Annotated in this window: 22 protein-coding genes; 8 read left to right on the top strand and 14 right to left on the bottom strand. The window is 62.7% G+C overall.

Features of this window, described 5'->3' with window-relative positions:
• Nucleotides 1–126 precede the first annotated feature (126 nt).
• Complete coding sequence (locus AB4Z15_RS01980; protein ID WP_442015811.1) at nucleotides 127–1,380, bottom strand: allantoate amidohydrolase; 1,254 nt, start codon at nucleotides 1,378–1,380, stop codon at nucleotides 127–129.
• Nucleotides 1,381–2,517: an FAD-dependent oxidoreductase gene (locus AB4Z15_RS01975; protein ID WP_442015810.1), complete on the bottom strand. Its 1,137-nt coding sequence runs from the start codon at nucleotides 2,515–2,517 to the stop codon at nucleotides 1,381–1,383. It lies immediately after the preceding gene.
• 121 nt (nucleotides 2,518–2,638) lie between these two features.
• On the opposite strand from AB4Z15_RS01975, the gene AB4Z15_RS01970 reads away from it, so the two are divergent.
• A complete protein-coding gene (locus tag AB4Z15_RS01970; protein ID WP_442015809.1) occupies nucleotides 2,639–3,523 on the top strand; it encodes a LysR family transcriptional regulator in 885 nt (294 codons plus the stop codon).
• An 88-nt stretch (nucleotides 3,524–3,611) separates the two neighbouring features.
• Here the strand turns inward: AB4Z15_RS01970 and AB4Z15_RS01965 are convergent, their stop codons facing one another.
• Nucleotides 3,612–4,028, bottom strand: a complete 417-nt coding sequence (locus AB4Z15_RS01965; RefSeq protein ID WP_442015808.1) for a winged helix-turn-helix transcriptional regulator — start codon at nucleotides 4,026–4,028, stop codon at nucleotides 3,612–3,614.
• A gap of 50 nt (nucleotides 4,029–4,078) precedes the next feature.
• Here AB4Z15_RS01965 and AB4Z15_RS01960 point away from each other — a divergent pair, with 50 nt between their 5' ends.
• Nucleotides 4,079–4,381: a RidA family protein gene (locus tag AB4Z15_RS01960; RefSeq protein WP_442015807.1), complete on the top strand. Its 303-nt coding sequence runs from the start codon at nucleotides 4,079–4,081 to the stop codon at nucleotides 4,379–4,381.
• On the top strand, nucleotides 4,353–4,487 hold the full coding sequence (locus AB4Z15_RS01955; RefSeq protein WP_442015806.1) for a hypothetical protein: 135 nt from the start codon (nucleotides 4,353–4,355) through the stop codon (nucleotides 4,485–4,487). The genes AB4Z15_RS01960 and AB4Z15_RS01955 overlap by 29 nt, the downstream gene beginning before the upstream one ends.
• Before the next feature lie 109 nt (nucleotides 4,488–4,596).
• Here AB4Z15_RS01955 and AB4Z15_RS01950 read toward each other — a convergent pair whose 3' ends face one another.
• Nucleotides 4,597–6,114 carry a sensor histidine kinase gene (locus AB4Z15_RS01950; RefSeq protein WP_442015805.1) on the bottom strand — a complete coding sequence of 506 codons (1,518 nt, stop codon included), beginning with the start codon at nucleotides 6,112–6,114 and terminating at the stop codon, nucleotides 4,597–4,599.
• The gene (locus tag AB4Z15_RS01945) at nucleotides 6,111–6,821 is read right to left on the bottom strand and encodes a response regulator transcription factor (protein ID WP_442015804.1); all 711 of its coding nucleotides are present in this window, start codon (nucleotides 6,819–6,821) and stop codon (nucleotides 6,111–6,113) included. The genes AB4Z15_RS01950 and AB4Z15_RS01945 overlap by 4 nt, the downstream gene beginning before the upstream one ends.
• Nucleotides 6,822–6,990: 169 nt before the next feature.
• Between AB4Z15_RS01945 and AB4Z15_RS01940 the strand changes: the two genes are divergently transcribed.
• Genes AB4Z15_RS01940 through AB4Z15_RS01925 form a run of 4 tightly spaced genes read left to right on the top strand, consistent with a single transcriptional unit; the run spans nucleotide 6,991 to nucleotide 9,084 of the window.
• Nucleotides 6,991–7,497 carry a hypothetical protein gene (locus AB4Z15_RS01940; RefSeq protein ID WP_442015803.1) on the top strand — a complete coding sequence of 169 codons (507 nt, stop codon included), beginning with the start codon at nucleotides 6,991–6,993 and terminating at the stop codon, nucleotides 7,495–7,497.
• 55 nt (nucleotides 7,498–7,552) lie between these two features.
• Nucleotides 7,553–7,768, top strand: a complete 216-nt coding sequence (locus AB4Z15_RS01935) for a cold-shock protein (RefSeq protein ID WP_442005047.1) — start codon at nucleotides 7,553–7,555, stop codon at nucleotides 7,766–7,768.
• Nucleotides 7,769–7,826: 58 nt separating this feature from the next.
• Complete coding sequence (locus tag AB4Z15_RS01930; protein ID WP_442015802.1) at nucleotides 7,827–8,429, top strand: DUF1214 domain-containing protein; 603 nt, start codon at nucleotides 7,827–7,829, stop codon at nucleotides 8,427–8,429.
• Between the two features lies 1 nt (nucleotide 8,430).
• Nucleotides 8,431–9,084 carry a DUF1254 domain-containing protein gene (locus AB4Z15_RS01925; RefSeq protein WP_442015801.1) on the top strand — a complete coding sequence of 218 codons (654 nt, stop codon included), beginning with the start codon at nucleotides 8,431–8,433 and terminating at the stop codon, nucleotides 9,082–9,084.
• Nucleotides 9,085–9,452: 368 nt separating this feature from the next.
• On the opposite strand, the gene AB4Z15_RS01920 is transcribed toward AB4Z15_RS01925, so the two are convergent.
• Together AB4Z15_RS01920 and AB4Z15_RS01915 are read right to left on the bottom strand one after the other, a co-directional pair.
• Complete coding sequence (locus AB4Z15_RS01920) at nucleotides 9,453–9,983, bottom strand: TetR/AcrR family transcriptional regulator (protein WP_442015800.1); 531 nt, start codon at nucleotides 9,981–9,983, stop codon at nucleotides 9,453–9,455.
• Between the two features lie 98 nt (nucleotides 9,984–10,081).
• Complete coding sequence (locus AB4Z15_RS01915) at nucleotides 10,082–11,236, bottom strand: epoxide hydrolase family protein (RefSeq protein ID WP_442015799.1); 1,155 nt, start codon at nucleotides 11,234–11,236, stop codon at nucleotides 10,082–10,084.
• 63 nt (nucleotides 11,237–11,299) lie between these two features.
• Here AB4Z15_RS01915 and AB4Z15_RS01910 point away from each other — a divergent pair, with 63 nt between their 5' ends.
• Nucleotides 11,300–12,250 (top strand): helix-turn-helix transcriptional regulator, encoded by a 951-nt coding sequence (locus AB4Z15_RS01910; protein ID WP_442015798.1) that lies wholly within the window; start codon nucleotides 11,300–11,302, stop codon nucleotides 12,248–12,250.
• Between the two features lie 108 nt (nucleotides 12,251–12,358).
• On the opposite strand, the gene AB4Z15_RS01905 is transcribed toward AB4Z15_RS01910, so the two are convergent.
• The 7 genes from AB4Z15_RS01905 to AB4Z15_RS01875 all read right to left on the bottom strand — a co-directional run bounded on the left by AB4Z15_RS01905 (nucleotide 12,359) and on the right by AB4Z15_RS01875 (nucleotide 21,626).
• Complete coding sequence (locus AB4Z15_RS01905) at nucleotides 12,359–12,655, bottom strand: hypothetical protein (protein WP_442015797.1); 297 nt, start codon at nucleotides 12,653–12,655, stop codon at nucleotides 12,359–12,361.
• Nucleotides 12,656–12,827: 172 nt separating this feature from the next.
• A complete protein-coding gene (locus AB4Z15_RS01900) occupies nucleotides 12,828–13,901 on the bottom strand; it encodes a LacI family DNA-binding transcriptional regulator (RefSeq protein ID WP_442015796.1) in 1,074 nt (357 codons plus the stop codon).
• 152 nt (nucleotides 13,902–14,053) lie between these two features.
• The gene (locus AB4Z15_RS01895) at nucleotides 14,054–15,232 is read right to left on the bottom strand and encodes an NAD(P)/FAD-dependent oxidoreductase (RefSeq protein WP_442015795.1); all 1,179 of its coding nucleotides are present in this window, start codon (nucleotides 15,230–15,232) and stop codon (nucleotides 14,054–14,056) included.
• Nucleotides 15,233–15,288: 56 nt separating this feature from the next.
• Nucleotides 15,289–16,335 (bottom strand): Gfo/Idh/MocA family oxidoreductase, encoded by a 1,047-nt coding sequence (locus tag AB4Z15_RS01890; RefSeq protein WP_442015794.1) that lies wholly within the window; start codon nucleotides 16,333–16,335, stop codon nucleotides 15,289–15,291.
• 189 nt (nucleotides 16,336–16,524) lie between these two features.
• Nucleotides 16,525–17,865, bottom strand: a complete 1,341-nt coding sequence (locus AB4Z15_RS01885; protein ID WP_442015793.1) for an MFS transporter — start codon at nucleotides 17,863–17,865, stop codon at nucleotides 16,525–16,527.
• A 1-nt stretch (nucleotide 17,866) separates the two neighbouring features.
• Nucleotides 17,867–19,567 (bottom strand): hydantoinase B/oxoprolinase family protein, encoded by a 1,701-nt coding sequence (locus AB4Z15_RS01880; protein WP_442015792.1) that lies wholly within the window; start codon nucleotides 19,565–19,567, stop codon nucleotides 17,867–17,869.
• Entirely contained in the window at nucleotides 19,560–21,626 is a 2,067-nt protein-coding gene (locus AB4Z15_RS01875) for a hydantoinase/oxoprolinase family protein (RefSeq protein ID WP_442015791.1), read from the bottom strand. The genes AB4Z15_RS01880 and AB4Z15_RS01875 overlap by 8 nt, the downstream gene beginning before the upstream one ends.
• Between the last annotated feature and the right edge of the window lie 73 nt (nucleotides 21,627–21,699).

The following is a 21,699-nucleotide window of genomic DNA, read 5'->3' as shown; positions in this document are numbered from 1 at the left end:
TTCATGAAACAGGAATTACTGACAGTAAACTGGCCAGGGATTTCTGATGAGTCAAGCCCGTGTTTCCGGCTTGTTACTTCTTTCTCGGGGACAATTTTTATAAGTCCGGGTGTTTTGGTGAACGCCTCAGTTCATGAGGCTCGCGAGTGCGTCCGCCAGGGCCTGCGCCCCGAGTTCGGCGTCCTCGTCCACCACGTATTCTTCGGGGGAGTGGGAGACGCCGCTGGGGTTTCGGACGAACACCATGGCGGTGGACACGAGCGGTGAGAGGACGCCTGCGTCGTGGCCTGCTCCGGTGTCGAGGAAGGGTGCATCCGGCAGTGCTTGCTGCAGTTGATTCTGCAGGCCTATGTCGAAGTGAACGGTGGGGCTGAGGGATTCTTCTGTCATTTCAACGGTGCAGCCTTCTTCAGCAGCGATCAGCTGGGACTGGTTGTGAATGGTTTGGACCAGTGCCGCGGTAGTGGCATCGTCCGGGTGCCGGACATCGAGCCAAAAGTCCACCCTGGAGGCGATGACGTTGGTTCCACCCGGGATCGGCTGAAGCCGCCCGACAGTTGCCCGGGCGTGGGATTGGTTCTTCGCGGCGTCTCGGATGGCTACAACCATGCGTGAGGCGGCGACCATGGGGTCGTTGCGGTCTGCCATGAGCGTTGTCCCGGCGTGGTTGCCCTGTCCTTGGATGCTGAGCCGCCAACGGCCGTGTCCCAGGATGGAGGAGGCAATGGCGATGGGCCGGTCGAGATCGATGAGCCCACGGCCTTGTTCCACATGGAGTTCAACGAAGGCCCCGATACCGCCAAGGAGCTGGTCATCCTTGCCGATGTAGCGGGGGTCCAGGCCGTTGGAGCGGGCGATGTCCGCAAAGGTGTTGCCGTCCGGATCCCGCAGGTTCCGGGCTTTGTTGGGGTCGATGGCCCCCGTCATCAGGCGTGAGCCAAGGCAGGCAACCCCGAAGCGGGAACCTTCTTCTTCCGGGAACACGGCGATGGCCAAGGGTCGGGTGGGAATGGCGTTTCGGGCTTTGAGGATGTCGACGGCGACGAGGGCCGAGGCGACGCCGAGGGGTCCATCGAACGGGCCTCCTCCGGGGACGGAGTCGAGGTGGCTGCCGGTGACAAGGCTGTTGCTTCGATCCCCGCCGGGGGTGTCCCACCAAGCCCAGATGGTGCCGTTTCGGTCCGTTTCCACGGACAGGCCGCGTTTGGTGGCTTGATCGATGAACCATGCCCGAAGGTCCAGTTCGGCGGTCGAATAGACGGGACGGGTGTAGCCTCCGCGCAGTGGATCGGTGCCAATGTCGGCGATGTCGGACAGCAACCCGGTGACGGTGGCCGCCGTCGTGCTTGTCTCGGCGGTGACAGGCGTGACGTGTTGCATTTAGTGGGCTCCTGCTGATGCGGCTGCGAGGCGGAACTGTTCCGGGACGGTTCCCGTGCCAGTGGCCAGGTCTGCGGCCAGTTGGCCGATAAGCGGCGCGAATTTCGCGCCGTGGCCCGAACAGGGGGAGAGGAGGGTGATGCCCTCCGCGCTGTCCAGGAGGAAGTCCTCGGTGGGCGTATTGGTGAAGAGGCACGTGGTCTCGGCGTACGGTTCGGGGACCAGCCCCGGGAGGTATTTCTCGACGTAGTCGATGACTCGACGGCGGTTTGCCGGGTCGATCTGTCCGTCCTGGTCCGCTGCGGAAGCCAGGACTTTGCCGCCGTTGTACTCGGCGACCTTTTGTCCGCGGAAGCCCGCATCGCGGCCGCCGGGCAGACCGTAGGCCTGCCAGCCTTCGCGTTTGTGGATGAACGTGGGCCACGGCGAGCTGCTGTCGGCGTAAGGGAAGTGGTATGCCTGCTCCTGCCGCACTTTAAGGGCAGGGATGCTTTCCAGGAATGAAGACGGCAAGGACAGGGAGCCCAGCAGCTGCGGGAGCCAACCGCCGACGGCGACGATCACCTTTGCGGCCATCATTGAACGGCCGTCTTCGGAAGCCAGTGTGTAGTGGCCGGCTGATCCTTTGATGGAGGCCACGGCCCAGTTGGTGTGCAGCGCTGCGCCGTGGGCCACTGCCTGGTCAGCCATGGCGGCCACTGATTCGTGGGCGTCGATCACCCCGGCGCCGAGGTGCCACAGTACTTGGGTGTCGAAGGCAATCTGCGGCCATCGTGCCTGCGCTTCGTCGGGGGACAGGAGTTCATGGTCAATGCCGTGTGCGAACAAAGCCGCGGCAAGGCGTTCGGGTTCCCTGACGGTTCCGTAGTCGACGGCGCCGGTAGGTGTAATGAGCTGTTTGCCGCTCAAGAGCGCGAGCTCGTCCCAACCGGCCTTGGCCTCCTTGACCAGACCCGTGTAGAAATCGCCCGGGTAGGCGTAGCGGAAAATCCGCGCCGATCCATGCGAGCTCCCGGCGTCGTTGGCCGGCGTCGAGCGTTCAAGCAGTGCGACTTCGTGTCCTCGGGCGGCAAGCTGCCAAGCCGTGGCCGCACCTGACAACCCGGCTCCGACGACGACGTATTCGATCGATTCCATGGACGGCTCCCGTACGTGGTTGTTGATGCGTTGTTTTGCTTCAACCAGTTACCCATCTCCCGTTGGGGTGCGTCCAATATCATTTGTGTAGCAATTATTAGCGTCAATTGAAAGAATCATCATGGAACTGCGACAGCTCCGCTACTTCCTCGTGGTCGCGGAGGAGCTCCACTTCGGCCGCGCGGCAGAACGCCTGCACCTTACACAGCCACCGCTAACTGTCGCCATCAGGCGGCTGGAGCGTGAGCTCGAGGTTCAGTTGTTTGACCGGACCACACGACGCGTTGCACTGACCCATGCTGGGGAGGCGTTCAAGCGGCGCGTTCAAGACGCAGTGACCGAACTCGATGAAGCGGCGGGCGACCTTGCCAGTGTCGCGGCGGGCCTCAGTGGCCGGATCAGGGTGGGCTTCGTCAGTTCGGCCAGCTACACCACCATCCCCGAAGCCATCAGGGCTTTCCGCCAACAACGCCCCCGCGTGGAACTGATCCTGAGCCCGCTCACCAGCGGTGAGCAGATCGAACAACTCCTTGACGGTGATTTGGACATAGGGCTGATTCGGGATCCCGGAGAAGTTCCGGGACTGACAATGGAACTCGTGGGCACCGAAGACCTCGTTGCCGTCCTGCCTGAGGCCCACCCACTGGCGTCGCGGGAGGAAATTCGACCCGCAAATTTGGAAGGGGAACCGATGATCCTGTTCCCCTACCGCCTGATGCCCGGATTCGTGACCCGGGTACACCGGTTGTTTGACGGATTGGAGAGTTCCCCGCAGGTGGTTCAGCAGACCATCCACCAGGAAACTGTCCTCGGACTGGTAGCTGCGGGCTTGGGAATCTCCATCCTTCCCGAATCCGTCCGGCGCTTCCAGATGCCCGGCGTCGTGAGCCGACCCATCGCCGGCAATCCGCAGACAGCCCTCTACGCGGCCAGGGGACGCAGCCATTCGCCAGCAGTGGACCATTTCATGTCCGGCCTTCTGAGCAGTACGAGGCTGCGGGGCTGAAACTCTATTTGGCGCGGTGGACGGATGGACGATCCGCTTCTACTGGGTGGCCCGATCCCTCTGCGGCGTCTCACAGAGTCGCCCATCGTCAGGTGCCTTCGCCCAGGTCCTGGACGTCGAAGGTCTCGCGTGCCTGTTCGATGCGGGGCATGTGCGCTGCGGCCCATTCCAGGAGCACGTCGATAGGGTGGCGAAGTGTCTTACCTAATGGTGTGATGCGGTACTCGATCGCCACGGGGCGCGAGCTGAGCAGCTCGCGTTCGATGATGCCGTTGCGTTCGAGGCGACGCAGCGTCGCCGTCAGGGACTTCTGCGACACCGATGGGATCGCGCGCCGCAGTTCGCTGAACCGGCACGGCCGCTCGCAGAGTTCGTTAAGCACGCTCAATGACCACTTGTCCAGAACTTGATCGAGCAATTCCCGGTGCGGGGTGCTGATCTCCAGAGGGTCAGCATGGCTGGTGGTATCCGGCATGAAACCTGGTCTCGTTGAAGTGTCCTGCATGTACCAGGTATCAAAGATATACCAAGTTCATTTCTTTTGTCAGGAGTCTCATGTCTGTTCAGCGTTTCAGCCCGGAAGGCCTGATGCAGCCGACCCCGTACCACCACGTCGCCGTCGGCACCGGCACCCGTCACGTTCACGTCGCCGGCCAGATCTCCCGCCTGGCCGATGCTACGCCCGTCGCTCCGGGCGACCTTGCCGGCCAAGTCGCCCAGGCTCTCCGCAATACCGCGACCGGGCTCGCCGGCGCCGACGCCACCTTTGACGACGTCGTGCGTTTGACGTTCTACGTCACTGCCTGGGCTCCGGAGAAGATCCGCTTTCATGGAAGGTATCGAAAGCGTCGCCGCTGAGATCGGACTGCCGACGCCGATGCCGCCGACCTCGCTGATCGGCGTCGAGTCTCTGTTCGAGCCCGATGTGCTCGTCGAGGTCGAAGCAACTGCACTACTGGATTAGGAACGCCAAATAGCCCGACCGCCGTCGGGTTATGAGGGGCAAGGGTGCGGACCGTTCCCGTCCCTGCGCCCCGTGGCACTTGGCGGTGGAGCGCCAGCAGCAGGAGCGCCTACAAGGCGTCCCGCGGTGAGGTAGCGGGCATGCGGGGGACCCGGATGCAAAAGCAGGCACCTTCGTCGGGGAAGTGTGTGGCTTCTGCGGTGAGGGCGAGTCCCATCCGTTCTGCGAGCCGTGCTGCGATGGAGAGGCCGAGGCCGCTACCGGTGGGGCGTTGTCCGTTGTAGCGGTGATAGAGGACGCCGCGGTCGAAGGCGACGGCGGTGTCTTCGGCCGTGAGGCCCGGGCCGCTGTCTCGCACCTCGATGACGATCACGTTGGAGGTGACAGGGAACTGCTCAGGGGATTGCGCCACGCCCTCGGTTGTGGGGCGCTCTTCGAGCCCGACGCGGAGGATGAGCGGTTTCCCGCGCGGGGTGACGCGCAGTGCGTTGCCTACGAGCCCGTCGATGATCTGGCGTAACCGTTGCGCGTCCGTAACTGCCAGCAGGGGTTCACTCATGGCCGCTTCCGGCAGCTGGAGGGTCAGCTCCACCCCGGCCTCCGTGGCTGCGCCCTGCCATGTCCGCTGTACTTGTCCCAAGAGCGCTGCGACGTCGACGGGTTGGAGGTCCAGGGTGAAATCGTCCGCCTCCAGTCGGGCCAGTGCGAGAAGGTCACGGACAAAACCATCGATACGGTCTGTCTCCGCAGAGAGAGTTCGCCCGATCCGGGCGGTGTCCTCCGGAGGGATCAGCCCGTCCTCCAGGGCTTCGGCGTAGCCGCGCACGGCGGTGAGGGGCGTGCGGATCTCGTGGGAGATGGAAAGCAGGAATTCACGTTGCCTGCCTTCGCTGGCCAGCAAGGCGTGATCCAGGGTGTTGATGGCTTCTCCCACATCGCGCACTTCAGTAACTCCGGCCGGGTCAATGCGAACGGTCCGTTCGCCGGCAGCCATCCGCCGCGCGGCTGCAGCAGTCCTGACGAGGGGGCCGGAGAGGCGCCGGGCGAGCAGTGTTCCGGCAAGCACCGCGATTAACAGGCCAGCCGCAAGGGCCAGCAGCGTGCGTTGGAGGAGCTGGGAGGAGGCGGCGTTCACGTCGTCCAAGGACCTGCTCAGCACGATCCCCCCGCTCCTGGGGAGGGCCCTTGCCTCCACAAGGAGTTGGGCACCGTCATGGACAACTGTCGCGGACACCTTGTGGCCGGAAAGCACTTGTTGAATGTCGGCTGGACTCACGAGCTGTGTGGCTGGCCCCCGAACGGTGCCGGTGGCGGTGATGGTGGACAGTTCGTAGGTGTCCGGTCCAAGAAGGTGCCTCTCGCGAAGGTCCAGCGCCTGGGAGGCAACGGGTGCCGCGGCGAACGCGTCGGCCTGGCGGAACAGCTGCTGTCTGGCCTGCTCAACCGCCGCGGATCGTATCAGTGGGTAAGCGGTGCCTCCAGTGACCAGTACCGCCAGGACAGCCACTGCGGCGGTAACGAGCGTGATTCGTCCTGCCAGCGAGCGCAGCCAACCCGACGCCGGATTCCGGCTTTCGCGGTCAGTGTGACCCTCGAGCCCCCCGTTGGCAGCATCATGGATTTTCACGTGCGGCCGCCATCTACAGAGTATCCAACCCCTCGCAGCGTACGGATGGGGCTGTCATCGCCCAGTTTGGAGCGAAGCTGGGCTATATGTACGTCCACGGTCCGCCCACCCGCGTAACTGGCCTGCCCCCAGACCGATGACAGGAGCTGCTCACGGCTGAACACCCTGCCCGGGCTGGCCATCAAAAAGGCGAGCACGTCGAATTCCCTCGCGGTCAGCTCCACCGCTGAACCATCGATGCTGACAGTGCGGCTGCCCCGGTCCAGGGTGACGGAACCAACACGCAGGACACCGCTGCCGGGGGCGCCCGTGCTTCGGCGCAAGACCGTTTTGAGCCTGGTAACCAACTCCCGAGGTGAAAACGGCTTAGTCATGTAGTCGTCTGCGCCCAGTTCCAATCCCAAAAGCATGTCCACCTCCTCGTCGCGGGCAGTGACAAAAATGATCGGTGTCCAATCCTCCTGGGTGCGCATCCGACGGCATACCTCGATTCCGTCGATGCCAGGCAGCCCGACGTCCAACACGACAGCGACGGGTCGAAGACTTCTCACCCGCTCCAGGGCGCCTTCACCGGTGGGTTCAACGTGTACGCCGAACCCCGCTTGACTCAGATACAGCCGTTCCACGTCGGCGATCGCACGCTCATCTTCCACGATCATCACGAGACCACGGGACGGCGTCGCATCGGGAGTGGATGGTTGTTCCATGCTTCCATTGAACGCTCTGTTCTGGTCGGCGACGCAGGAAGGGCCCCATACTTTACCGTCCCCTTACATTCCCCGAACCTGTCCCGGACGTCGGCAGGCGATAGTGGAACGGTCAGGACCCATCCTGGCCCAACCCACCAGGGTCCCAACGGATCACTCAGGAGAAGTCATGAACAACAAGCAAATGCCAAGCGGTGACGTTATCCGTCGATGGCGGATGCGCGCTGCCGCCTTGGCGGCAGGTGCTGTCCTTCTCGGGGGAGCAGCAATTGGGGCAACAGCTGCCTCGGCAGACGGTCAGAGCCCGCCCCCTTCTCCAAGCGCGTCATCCTCAGCCTCGACGGCGGGACCGGACAGCGCGAGCCACGCTAAACATCCATTTGCCCGAGCCCTTCCAGCCGTGCTGAGGGTCACCATCCGGGCCGAGGCCGGGTTTGGGGACAAAGCCCATGAGGTGGCGTACCTCTTGATCCACCACCCCAAGGCGTTCGGCAAACTGCCCGCAAATCTGCAGACCGACCTGAAGACCTTGGAAGCAGCCCCGGCATCAGAGCGCGACGCAGACGCCTCAAAAATCAAGGACACCGCCCTCAACGGAGGCTACGGCGAGCAGATACAGAAACACGCAAAAGACATCCAGACGAAACTGGCCCAGACACCAGCAAAGTCCCAATAGAGGGCTTAGGTCAGCAAAGTCCCAAGGCTCAAGTACCGCAAGGATGGAGCATGAAATGGCGACTGGTACGGTCAAATGGTTCAGCACGGAAAAGCGTTTCGGGTTCATTGCCCCCGACGACGGTTCAGATGAGGTCTTCGCCCACTACTCGGCGATCGTCAGTGGCGGGTACCACTCCTTGGAAGGGAACCAGCGTGTCCAGTTCGATGTTGTGCAGGGCTCCAAGGGACCCCAAGCGGAAAATATTCGTCCTGTCGGGTGGCCGCGATAGCCAAGCTGCTCCGTCCCTCCCCAGCTTCACTCAGTGCTGCCGGTGGTAGCTTGCGGTCATGGTGAATGCCCTCGCTTGGTTCTCGCAGTCCGGCATTGTGCAGGGCTTGCTTCTTGGTGGGGTGCTTGCGTTCTTGACAGCGATCGTCGTGATGAATGCCGTGGGCGGGGCGATCACGACGACGGTCAACGGCTGGAGTGCCATCCCCAGGTGTGGCCAGCGTGGAAACGGAGTCTTTGTGCGGGCCGCCTGCGCGAAGGCCCTGCCTCTGGTTAATGTGTTTGAAGAGGCCGCGTATTGGACCACGAAGGTTGATGGTGCAGGACAAACCTTGAGCGGCCGGAACGGATATGTGCTGCGTTTTCGTGCAGGGCAACTCCCGCCCCATAACGCTTTCTGGTCGCTCATTCCGACCGATGTCGTCGGATACATGGTGAAGAACCCGACTAACCGGTACAGCATTGGCGACCGTTCACCCCTGGTGCGGAACGCTGACGGTTCCCTCGATATTTATCTCCAACACCAAGCCCCGGGCAGAAACGAGCAAAACTGGCTGCCGATTCCCTCGGGGAAGTTCAAGCTGACGTTCCGTGTGTATCTGCCCGGGCCGGCAATACTCGAGGGCACGTACCATTTGCCGCCTGTCATGAGGGCGCACTAACATGAACCGCCTCATCCTGAAGTACGGACGTCCCCTTACTGTTGCCATACTGCTGATCTTCGGCTGGGTCATCTTCCGGCGGATCGTCAACGGGGACGACATCATCCCCTTGGCGTTAGCCGCAGTCATCATCTGGGGGCTGGGGACGCCGGCTTTCATCTTCTTCTGGCCGCGGCTTACGGTCCATGGCTACAAGAAGGCAATTCTCAAGCATGGTCTTGGGCAAGGCCCGATCCCTGTCAACACGCTGTATGCCGTGCCTGGAACGTCGTCCCCTTCGGCCTCCCATGGGAGCCTCATGGCGACCGGAGCCGATGATCTTCTCTACATTGGCGGCTGGCTTGACTTGGGGAAGGGGCCGCAAGTTCTGCACGTTCCGGACATGGCCGAACGCTACTTCAGCTTGCAGTTCACCGACCCGTCGACGAGCGCCAACTTTGCCTACGTCGGCAAACGGACCACGGGAACCGAAGTCGGTGACTATGTTCTCAGCGGGCCAGGTTGGAAGGGGGTGATGCCCACAGGCATGACACAGATTTCCTCACCAGCCAATTCAGTGCTCGTCATTGGCCGTGTTTTCGTCGAGAACGACGACGACCTGCCGGCCGCTTACTCGCTTGCGAAGCAGATACAGCTGGCCGCGCTGAAGCAGTAGAAGTCACCAAACCCGCAGTTCGCATCGGCCATCAAGACTGGTGCCGGACAACGTTCGTCCTCAGAGGAGCTGACTGCAGGGCGAATGGGTCAAACTAGCTAGATGCCGATTGTTGAGATTCACAGCCGAACAGCTTGGCCGATCAACCGTAAGGGCGAATGTGCGAGAAGGCAGCAGGGGAGATGCCCTGCAGTTCGCGATCGAGAACGCACAGCAGCAGAGGAGCCTTTCACGGGAGCAGATCATGGAGGCCATCGCGCGCCGCGGGCGTCGACCAGAAAATCTGTAGACGCGGCTAAAGAACGTGAAGGGTCACAGCGTTCGGAGAGCCGCCGTTTCCCCCTGACGGGCGTCGGAGGTGCCGGCCGTTATGGCGACCAGAGCGCACATGGCTTTAACCGCATCCTCGTGGAAAGCCAGTTGTCATGGCACAGTGACCGCCACGTCCAGAATGAAATAGCGTGGCCCATGATGGCACCGAGCCGGCCGGTCCTGTCTTGCTGTGAAAACGGTTCGCAAAGGACGTCGCGGAAGTAGGCGTCGCGGGTTTCGAGGTCCTCTCGGTGTCCTTTCGGGAGCGCATCCTTGTCCGCATAGATGCGCGTCAGCATGGCCTCGCCGTCGCGATAGAAGCGGTAAAGGTCGGACAAGCCGAACTTCAGCCGTTCCAGGGGATCGGAATGCCCGGACCAGTCGGCAGGGTCCGGAAGCTGCTGCTGTCCGCGCCAGTGCGAGGAGCACGCGGAGAATAACGCCTCATCGTCAGGAAAATGCCGATAGACCGTCAGGCGCGTGACACCGGCCTTCTCGGCGACTCCGGCGATCGTCGTGCGCGCCGGTCCCACCGAACCGTGGAGGGCCACTGCGGCATGGACAATACGCTGCCGTGTGCTGTCCACAAGTTCGGCCCGCCTGCTCATCTGATAGCGGCGGGATTCGCCGCCGGGCCCAACCTGATCGACGTCGGCCCTGATCGAGGCCGGCGCCCGCAGTGGTTTCAGCGCAGCTTCCTGAAGAACTCCCGGACGTCGTCGACGAGCCGGTCGGGGGCCTCCATGGCGGCGAAGTGGCCGCCGCGGCTGAATTCGGACCAGTGCACGAGAGTGTGTTCGAGCTCGACAGTGCGCCGGATCGACACGTCCATGGGGAACACCGCGACCCCGGTCGGCACTTTGGAACGTTCACTCGCGCCCCAGGCTCCGGCGTGCGCGGTTTCATAGTAGCAGTTGGCCGAGGACCCGGCGGTGCCGGTCAGCCAATAGAGCATCACGTTGGTGAGTAACAGATCCCGGTCCACCGCGTCCTCGGGCAGTTCGGCGGCCGGATCGGTCCACTCCTTGAACTTCTCCACGATCCAGGCCAACTGCCCGACCGGGGAGTCGTGCAGCCCGTGCGCCAGGGTCTGCGGCCGGGTGATTTGGATCATCATGTAGCCGGACTGCTCGGTCTTCAGGTACTGCAGGTGATCCAGCCTCGCCCGCTCGGCCTCGGTCAGCTCTCCCGCCTCGTCCGGGTTGACCTCGGTGAACGCAGAGAGCCCGTTCGCGTGCACGCCGGCGACCTTGTCGGGGTTGAGCCGGCCGAGCCCCGGGGAGATGACCGCGCCGGTGTCCCCGCCCTGCGCGCCATAGCTGTCATAGCCGAGCCGGTTCATCAGCTCAGCGAAGGCCCTGGTCACCCGGTTGGTGTCCCAGCCAGCCTCGCCGGTGGGTCCGGAGAATCCGCTGCCGGGGATCGACGGGATCACCAGGTGGAACGCGTCCGCCGGATCTCCGCCATGTGCCCTGGGGTCGGTCAGCGGGCCGATGACATTCAGAAACTCCACAATCGAGCCGGGCCAGCCGTGGGTCAGGATCAGCGGCAGCGCGTCCGGCTCGGGCGCGAGGACGTGCAGGAAGTGGATGTTCTGTCCGTCGATCTCGGTGGTGAACTGTGGGTACTTGTTCAGTTCCCGCTCGTAGACGCGCCAGTCGTAGCCATCGCGCCAGTACTCGGCCAGATCCTTGAGGTAGCCCACCGGCACCCCGCGGCTCCAGCCGACATTGGGCAGGTCCGCGGCCCACCGGGTTCTGGCGAGCCGGTCCCGCAGGTCGTCCAGGTCAACCTGGGGAATGTCGATGGTGAAGGGCCGGATCTCTGTGTTGTTCTCCATGCCGATAACTCTAGGAACCGGTTAGGTCAGATTCGGTCCTAGGACTATGGCAGACTTCAAATCATGTGGGAAACCTCGGCACGGCTGCTGCGACTACTCTCTCTCCTGCAGACCCGACGCGACTGGTCCGGCACCGAATTGGCCGAGCGGCTGGAGATTACTCCACGTACCGTGCGCCGCGATATCGACCGGCTTCGCGGCCTCGGCTACCCGGTGATGGCCACCGCGGGCACCGCCGGTTACCGGCTGGGCGCAGGCGCGGACCTGCCACCGCTGCTGCTCGACGACGACGAAGCCGTCGCGGTCGCGATGGGCCTGCGCACGGCCGCCGGCGGGTCGATTACAGGCATCGAGGAGACCTCAGTGCGGGCACTGGCCAAGCTCGAACAGGTACTTCCGTCCCGGCTGCGCCACCGGATCAACGCCCTGCAGTCGATGGTCGTGCCGATGGCCAGCTCCGGCCCCACCGTCGACCCGAGCACGCTCACGGCCATCGCCGCCGCCTGCCGTGACTCGCTGCGCCTTCGCTTCGACTACCGCACCCACGACGGAACCAGCAGCATCCGCACGACCGAGCCGCACCGGGTGGTGCACGCGGGCCGGCGCTGGTACCTCATTGGCTGGGACGTCGACCGCCGGGACTGGCGCACTTACCGCGTGGACCGCCTCGATCCGCGCACGCCCACCGGGCCCCGGTTCACTCCGCGCACCCCGCCTCACCCGGATATCAGCGGCTATACCTCGCGGGCGATCTCCACGTCGGCTTACCGCTACCAGGCTCGGTTCACCCTGCATGTCAGCGCCGAGACCGCGGCGGAGCGGATTGCCCCCACCACCGGGGCGCTGGAGCCGATCGACGAGCACAGCTGCACCCTGCGGGCCGGTTCCAACTCGCTGGACGAGTTGGCCATCTACGTGACAACCAAAGGGTTCGACTTCCAGGTGCACGAACCCCGAGAGCTTGTCGAGCACGTCAGGACGCTGGCAGCCAGGCTCGCCAACGCGACCGATTAGGCGGTCCAAGACGTCCGGTAGGCTCTGCGCATGCTCGATGAACTCAGGGCCTACCGGCTCTTGGAGCTCCGCGGGTTTCGGAGCTGACACAAGTCGAGCTTCGAGCTGCTAGGGCATGACCTTGTACAGATCGATCACGGTCTCCTCGGGCTGCGCTGCAAACCCGCCATCGATTCCCTGCTGCATCCGGGGAAGGAGGATGCCATCACGGAATTTCTCCCAGCTCTCCTTCGACTCGTGGACGGCCATGATGGTCCAACCTCCCTCCGAGGCACCCGCAGCGTGGAAGGTCTGCCCCTCGGGCAAGAGCCCTTCCCCCGGGTGGACGGCAGCAATTGATGCCTCGTATTGGTCCTGTGTGCCTCCTGGGAAGAAGTGCACAACTCCATAGCCGTTGGCTTCCATGTCCGCTCCTTGGATGTGGGAATGCATTCAACATGCCAAGCAGTAGACCCCATTACTCGGGAAGTCAAGGACTTCGCGTTAGATGCTTTGTTGCTGCCATGGGGGCGGATTCTCCGATGGCAGCAGCACCTGCCATCCCTCTGGATTGGGAGTCGCATTGTGATTTTCAGTATCAGGCGGAGCGGCTCCTGGCCGTGGATTCGCGAACCACCAGACGGCCGCCCAGGATACGGTTGCGCCGTCTCTCGTTTGGTGTGAGCATCGAAGCGGTCAGCTCCTTGAAAGCCGTCCTTCCCAGCTGATAGCTGGGCTGTTCCACGACAGTGAGTCGAGGACGTACCAGGGTGGCCCAGTCCTGATCATCGAAGCCGACCAAGGACAGGTGACCTGGGCAGTCGATACCCATGTCCTGGAGCGCGGCAAAGGCGCCGGCACTCATCTCGGCATCGGTGCAGTAGAGGGCTGTGATGCTGGGTTTGGACTTGAGAAGATAGCGGACTGCGTCTCCAGCGGAGTGTCGCGAATAGGAACTTGAAGCCACTAACGCCGGATCATAACGAATTCCTGCGCCCCGCAGCGCCATGGCGTAGCCCAGTAGGCGGGCAGTTGCGGGGCGCAGAGATGCAGCGACCTCAGGGTGGATCTGCTCAGGTAGCAGCGCTGTCGCTTCCGTGACAATGCCGATGTTCCGATGCCCCAGGTCAAGCAAGTGTTGGACGGCCAATTCAGACGCTCCAACGTGATCCACTGCCACGTAGGACGCGGATGTGACGTTCGGCGCAGGACGGTCGAGGAGGGTGACAGCAATTCCTTTAGCCTCCAACTCCTCCAGATGGGCTGTGTCCTCATTCGAAACCGGGGCGACAATGACGCCGTCGGCCCTTTTTCCCGCAAGCACCGATACTGCCCGACGCTCCAAGCCCAGTTCCCCTTCGGTGCTGCTAAGGAGCACGTCATATCCCGCTTCACGGGCGGCGGTCGAGATGCCCCTGACGGCGTTGGCAAAAAAAGGATTGCTGATGTCCGGAATGACGACACCCACCGTTGTGGTTTTGCCGGTGATCATGCTTCTGGCCAGGGCGTTGGCCTGGTACCCCAGGGTGTCCGCTGCAGCTTCGACAGCTTGCCGCGCCTTACTGCTGACGGAACCGTATCCAGCCAGCGCCCGTGCCGCGGTTGATTTTGACACCCCTGCCAGCTGCGCCACGTCTATGATCGTTACTGACTCCGAGACGGGCTGGGCCATAGTCGCGTTCCTCCTTGGTCCATTTGGGATCGTTACCAGACTTTATACCCACTGTAGCCAGCCCCTGTCACGCCGCACCGGCCCTAAGCCCAGAGGCGGCGGACACCTTGCGTCCACCGCCTCTCTGACCCTTGTACGTCCTGCTTGGTCTTCTACTGCCTTACCGGTTCCCACGCTCCCGTGCCCAGGGCTTCGTGCGCAGGATCGTTGGAACCGAAGCGGTCCGGTCGGAAGGACTCAAGTACGGGGGAGGGAGTGCCTGTAAGGATCTCCTCTGCCAGCAATTCCCCGAGGATCAAACCGAGAGTAGCGCCGGAGTGACTGAAGACTGTGTACAAGCCCGGAATCCCTGGAATGGATCCAACCACCGGCAACCCGTCACCTGGGATCGGCTTGAGCCCCGCGGCGACGCGGTGGGCTGTCAGGCGTGGGTTGCCTGCGAGTACCTTTGAAGCTTCCTCCAGCAGGCCCTGCACCGACTCCCGCGGCACAGTGAACGAACCATCGTCCTCGACCAATACCGTCTGCTCTGCCCAGTCCGAGTCGAGCACAAGACGGCCATCGGGCGTGGGGCGCACCGCAACACGCGGGGTGTTAAGCACTGTCTTGACTTCTACATCGACCGGATCGGTGAGAAGCACAAATGCGGCCGTGGTCCTGTCCGGAACCGTGACGCCAAGGGCGGCGAGCTGGGCCGGAACGTCACCGCCGGTAGCGAGCACAACTTCGTCAGCAAACAACCGCGTCCCGCTGCCGAGGATCACACCGACCGCGATCCCATCCTGCACGTCGACCCGCACGTCGCCGGCGTCGCTGATCACATCAGCTCCCGTGGCCACGGCCTCTGCAACCAGCACTGGAATGAAGTCCGGCATATTCACCCAGCCCTCACCGGGGTTGAAGATGGCACCTTCTTCGGCCACGGCCTCGGCGTTCACGTCCGGCGCGACTGCTGCTACGTCCGCCTGCTCGACCCAAACCGACTCGTACCCATGATGGCGTTCAAATGCATAGGTATCCCGGAAGGTTTTTCCCGGAGCGGCCCATTTCATGGCGCCGTTGAACTGGATGTAGTGGCGGCTTTCCGGGTGGTGCGCAGTCCAAGTGCGGTAGCGGTCAATGGCCAACAACCGCAGGTAGTGGTATTCGGCCGAGCGGGCACCGGAGGAGTTTAGCCATGCAATCGAACGGCCGGACGCCCCGTTTGCGAGGGACCCGGCGGTCACAAGTGTCACCTGGGCACCGCCGCGGGCGAGATGCAGGGCCGTGGAAGCGCCAAAGATGCCGCCGCCGATGACAATGACGTGCTTCTTGGGAGACGTGGAGGACATGATTCTTTACTTTCTTCGTTCTTCTTGTTGTCTGCTGGCTGCCCGGCTTGGAGTCTCTACGAGAGACCCCTGACGGACGAGTGGATGTTTTCGATGATCCGAAGCACTTCAATGGATTCGCGCGGATCCACAGGAAGCGGGCCGGTACCTCGGATGGATTCGACAAGTTGCGTGTAAAAGCGCGGATACGCTCCCCGCTCCGCGGGGATTGCTGTTTCCATGCTGCCCGTGCCGAGAATGCCCCACGCTTCTTGGTTTTCGACGCCGAAGGAAGGATCCGTGGGCAGAACCCCGGCAGCGAGGTCCGTCTCCTGGCTGTCCAAACCCCATTTGGTGTAGCCGGCGGAGGAACCGAGGACGTGGAAACGAGGTCCCGTCCGGGCGGCCATGCCGTTCATCCAGAGCCTGGAACGAACTCCCGACTCGTGCAGGAGGGACACGAATGCTTCGCTTTCGCCCCCTTCAGGGTTGGGCCCGTGGTTAGCCGTTTCACCGTAGGTGTCCAGGACCGGGCCAAACAACTGGATGGCCTGATCGATCAGGTGGGCGCCGAGATCATGAAGGAGGCCACCGCCTTCGGCCTGCGTCGCCGCATCGCGCCAGTTGCCGAAGCCCTCTGGCCGCCACCACTCGAAACGGGATTCGAAGCTATGGACCTGACCCAGATCTCCGCCGCGAACGAGCCTTTTAAGAGTGAGGAAGTCAGCATCCCATCGACGATTCTGGAAGACGGACAACTGCACCCCTGCACGGGATGCCAGATCGAGAAGGCGCTCCCCTTCCTGCGAGGTGGGCACGAATGGTTTGTCCACCACCACGTGCAGACCTTGGGCGATCGCTGCGGACGCGAGGTCCATATGTGTGGAAGGCGGTGTGCACACGGCCACCAGGTCGAAGTCATCCGCGGAAGCAAATATTTCGTCCGCGCCGGCAAAAACTCTTGCCGCCGGGTAGAGGCGGGCGGCCTCGCGGGCACGCTCTGCGTTGGCTGTGACAATGGCGTCCAGGGAAAAGTCCGGGTCCGCGGCGATCAGAGGCGCATGGAAGACCTTGCCTGACACTCCGAATCCAACAATGGCGGTCCGAATCGGTGTTGCAGCCATCAGAGCACCGCCGACCGGTCGGTCTGGGCAGGCATGGCTGCCACTGCTGTCGCAGCCGCCTTGCGGACGTTTGATCTGATCACTGCTTTTCCAATCATGGATGCGGCCCACCCGGGCTCCGGGATTCTTGAGGCTGGGTTCGGTCTCATTCGGAATGAGTGGGACCGAACCCGGCAGGTTTGCATACTGCTAACTCACGGCTGGGGCCGCCGACGGATTGATCGCCGTCTTGCTGTGCTGGAGTGCCTTGGGAAGGGCGAAGACAGTCACGAGGATTGAAACGACGCACGCGACGGTCATGTACCAGCCGAAGGACACGTTGGAACCCGTAATGGAGAACAGCCACACAGCGACGAGGCCGGCAGTGGCGCCGATCAAGGACGTTCCGACGTTGAAGTTCAGTGCAGATGCCGTGGACCGTACTTCCGGGGGGAAGCTGAGGACGTAGGCCACGCTGAGCGGGGCAGCAACCAGGTTGTTGATCAACGTGAAACCGATGACGCTGACTGTTGCCAGGAGGATCGACTTCTCGCCGATCGCGAAGAAGGCCGGCACGGTAAGGACAACAAAGAGCCCGTAACCCGTCAGCAGTACCGGACGGGCACCAAACCTGTCGGCGAGGGAGCCGCCCCAAATGCTGGTAATGGGACCCACGGCGTAGGTCAGCATCGAGGCGAGCAATGCCTGGGATGCCGGGAACCCCGCGGTGATCAGTGCTGTTACGAAGTACGCCTGGATTGTGTACGAGCCGATGCGCTGGCCCGCACCAAGACCGATGACCTTCAGCATGTCTGCCCAGTGGTAACGCAGAGCAGTACGCAGAGGGGTTTGCTTGACCTTCTCGGTCGCGGCTTCCTTGAGAACCTTCTGGAACTCAGGTGTTTCACTTACATGGTTACGCATGTAGACACCAATGAACGCGATCGGAATGGAAAGCAGGAACGGGATGCGCCAACCCCAGTCCGCGAACGCGTGGCCGGGCATCGCAACGCTCAAGATGTAGGCGATGCCTGCGGCGAGGAACGATCCCACCGAGGCCGTCGAGTTCAGCACGCCCGCGACGAAGTTGGGCCGACGGCCTTTCTCATGCTCAAAGAGGAAGTTGGCAGCAGTTGTGTATTCCACGCTTGCACCAATGCCCTGCAAAAGACGGGACAGCATCAGCAGTACCGACGCCGCAACACCGATGGCTGCGTAGGTCGGCAGGAAACCGATACCGGCCGTACCGATGCTCATCAGGGCGATGGTCAAGATCAGAACGAATTTTCGACCCTTGATGTCACCGAGCGGGCCGAGGATCAGCCCCCCGATGGGTCGGATGGCATACGAGAGGACGACGCCGATGTACACGGCCAGGAGGGCGGCGGTCGAATCGCCGGAGGGGAAGAACTGGGTTGAGATGATTGCTGCCAGGGTCCCATACAACGTGAAGTCGTAGTACTCGACGACGTTGCCGAGCATGGTCGAGATGAAAACGCGACGCCGGGTGGCTGCAGCCACGGGGGCCGTGGCGCTGGCTGTATTTGCCATGTTATTTCCTAGAGGTGAGGGCGGACTCCGAATGTCCGCTGGTGATTTGACTGAACTGCTCTGGGTAGACCTCCCGGGCAAATGCCTCTGAAATCTTTCCCTCTGCGAGGTCTCGGGCGACCTCATCCACATTCCTGAGTTCCGGTGGGCCGTAGCCTCCGGCTCCGGCTGTTTCGATCGCTACGCGATCGCCGGTCTGCAGGACCGTGTATCCGTGGTTGATGGGCTGTGCCCCCTCGCTGAGGACCGCCCGCGCGCCCTCACCGGCCAGTCCGCCGTCGAGTCCCCACGGACGGGATTTTTGACGGCTTGTATCGAGCCAGAAATGAATGTCGGGGTCTTCAACACGAACTGCACGGCGGATGCCGAGGCCGCCGCGGTGTTCCCCGCCGCCGCCGGAGTCTTGAATCAGTTCGTAGGCATCAATGACAAGTGGGTACTCGGCCTCGAGGCTTTCGACCGGCAGGTTGGAGGTGTTGGTCATGTGGACTTGGACACCGTCCATGCCGTCCTTGGTAGCGCGGGCCCCGCATCCGCCGCCGATGGTCTCCAGATAGACGAACTCTCGCCCAGTGCGGGAGTTCCGTCCGGAGAAGTGAACACCGGTGTTGGCGCCATTGCTTGCTGCGGTGACCCGCTTGGGGACGGCCGTGGCCAACGCGCCGTGGATGAGGTCAACGATCCTCTGGCATGTTTCGCTGCGGCCGTTGACCGCTGCTGGTTCCTGGCAGTTGATGATGGATCCGAGCGGCGCCTCGATTTTCACGGGCCGGTACAGGCCCGCGTTGGGGACGATGTCGGCGTCGATCAGACTCTTGAGCGAGTAGTAGACCGAGGCGTACAGCGCAGTCCAGACGACGTTGACGCTTGCTCGGACCTGCGGGGGATTTCCGTCGAAGTCGAACGAGATGTTCTCGCCGTCGATCACGATACGCACTTGGAGTTCCAGCTCGTCATCCAGTTCCGGGCAGTCGAACTTGTCCCGGAAGGAGTACTCGCCGTCCGGCATGGCCGAAATCGCTGCCCGGGTGCGGCGTTCGGTGTAGTCGAGCAGATCTTCGCCTGCCTGAACCATGACTTCCCGGCCGTAGCGATCGCAGAGGTCCTTGTAGCGCTGGCATGCAAGGCGATTTGCGGCCTGTTGTGCCCGCAGGTCTGCCTGCCGCTCGTGCGGGACCTGGCAATTCAGGAGAATCAGGTTGAGCATCTCCTCCTGCAGCACGCCTTGACGGATAAGACGGACCGGCGGGATGCGCAGGCCTTCCTGGAAAATGTGCGCATGACCGCGGTCGCCGAAGTCGGCGTGGTGGGCGAGGTTTGCCGCCCAGGCGGTCAAGATACCATCGACGAAAACCGGCGTGGCCAGAACGATGTCAGGCAGGTGCGATCCGCCGCCGCTGAATGGATCATTGCCGATGAAGGTGTCACCGTCTTTGATCTCGTCCAACGGATAGCGGCTCAGGATGCCGTCCACGATGCCCATCAGTGAACCGAGGTGCAGGGGCGATCCGCCTTCGTCCTGGGCAATGCCCTGCCCTTTGGCGTCGAAGAGGGAAGCCGTGCAATCCCGGCGTTCCTTAATGTTGGTGGAGTAGGCGGCGCGGACAAGCGTTTCGCCCATTTCCTCGACGACGGTCGCAAGCGCGGAGCCGATGACTTCTGCAAGAACGCTGTCGAGCTGTTGCGTGGTTTTGTTATTCATTGGGGCTCCTTCGGATTTCAATGACGAGGTTGCGCACGTCGTCGACGACGCAGACATCGGAGGGAAGCAAGAGGGTTGTGGTGTCCATCTGTTCGATGACGGCAGGTCCCACGATGCGGTGGCCGACGTCGAGCAAGCGCCGGTCGTAGACCGGGCATGAGACGTAATCGCCTTCTTCGGCAAGGTAGACGTCACGATGGGCGACGACGGCGTCCTGCGCCTTCCGTCCGGTGGCGGCAGCGCGTACGATCTCGGCACGGGGGACGTCTGCGATGGCCTGAAGCCGGAAGGTCACTGCCTGCACGGACTCGTCGTGGGCACTGTAGCCGTACATGCGGTCGTGCGCGCGCTGGAAGCCTTCGGTAATGCCGGCGATCGCTGCGGCATCGATGTCGCCTTCGGGGAGCTCGACAGGAAGTTCATAGTTCTGCCCCGCGTACCGCATTTCCAGCCGACGGACGACGCTCCGGCGTTCTGTTTCAATCCCTTCCTCATCAAACCAGTCCGAGGCATGGTCGGAGAGTTCAGCGAAGATCTTAGCGATGTCTTCCGCATTTTCAGGGGATACATGCGTGATCTGGGTGCGCATGAAATCGCTGCGAATATCCGTCATGAGCAGCCCGAGCGCGGACTGGGCGCCCGGCGTTTCCGGCACCACGACGCGGTCCACACCCAGCTCAATGGCCAGCCGGGAAGCATGCAGCGGGCCGGCGCCACCGAACGGCACAAGGGCGTAATCACGGGGATCGTAACCTCGCTGCACCGAGATGACACGTATGGCCCGTGCCATGTTCGCCGTGACTACCCGGATAATGCCCTGCGCCGCCTCCGGAACGCTCATGCCAAGGGGATCTGCAATAGCCTTGACCGCCCTGTGGGAGGCCTGTGCGTCGATCTTCAGCTGGCCGTCCAGGAGATACTCCGGATTGAGGACTTGGAGAACCACGTTGGCGTCCGTCACGGTGGCATCCTGTCCGTTTCCGTAACAGGCCGGGCCGGGGAAGGCACCGGCGCTCGCCGGGCCGACCTTGAGGTGGTTACCACTATCGATCCAGGCAATTGAACCGCCGCCAGCACCAACAGTGTGGATGTCCAGCATGGGGGACCGGATCGGACGGCCGTCCAGCTCCATGCCGGAAGTGACCTTGGGTTCGCCATTCTGCACAAGGGAGACGTCAGAGGACGTGCCACCCATATCGAACGTGATGATGTCCGGGCTACCTGCCGCGCTGGTAATTGCAGCGGCGCCCACAACACCGGTGCTCGGTCCGGAGAGAACCAGACGGACCGGCATCTTCTCGGCCGTTGCGAAGGGGATAATTCCACCGTTGGACTGGGTCACGTGCGGGATGCACTTCAGTCCGTTCTCGGCAAGGCGCTGACGCAGGCGACCGAGATAGTTTGCCACCACAGGGCCGATATAGGCGTTCGTGACGACGGTGGAAAGGCGTTCGTATTCACGGAACTCGGGGAGAACGTCACTGGACAGGGACACATACGCCTCAGGGAATTCCTCAGCGATGACAGCAGCTATCTGCTGCTCGTGCTCTGGCCGTAGGTAGCTGTAGAGGAGGCAGACCGCAATGGATTCAACCTGCTGTTCCTTCAGTTCCCGCACGGCAGCCCGGACTTCATCGAGGTCCAGAGGCGTTTCGATGCGTCCGTCGTGGCGTACGCGCTCGGTCACTTCCAGACGAAGGTCACGTGGAACGAAAGGCTCCGGCTTGTCGGCCTGCAGATCGTAGAGGTGCGGGCGCCGACCGCGTCCGAGTTCCAGCAGGTCCCGGAAGCCCTTGGTCGTGATAAGCCCTGTGCGCACGCCGCGCCCAGTCAGGAGTGCGTTCGTGCCCACTGTGGTGCCGTGCGCGAGGTAGGTAACCTCCTCGATTGAGCGCCCGCCCATTTGTTCGAGCAGTTCCTGGATGCCGAGCACAATTGCGCGTCCGGGATCGTCGGGTGTCGATGAGACCTTACGGACGTGTACTTGTCCGTTCGCCTCATCGAACGCACAAAGGTCGGTGAAGGTACCACCGGTGTCTACGCCGATTCTGAGAGTCATGATCTTCCTGTCATCTGATTTCGCTTTTGCCCGAAGAGGTCTGGCGGCAACGTCGGCCAAGATCCACTAGTGG

It is taken from the genome of Paenarthrobacter sp. 2TAF44, assembly GCF_052114885.1.
Taxonomy (GTDB): Bacteria; Actinomycetota; Actinomycetes; order Actinomycetales; family Micrococcaceae; genus Arthrobacter.
The sequence above is the reverse complement of the archived record's forward strand: the minus strand, read 5'-3'. Positions and strand labels throughout refer to the sequence as shown.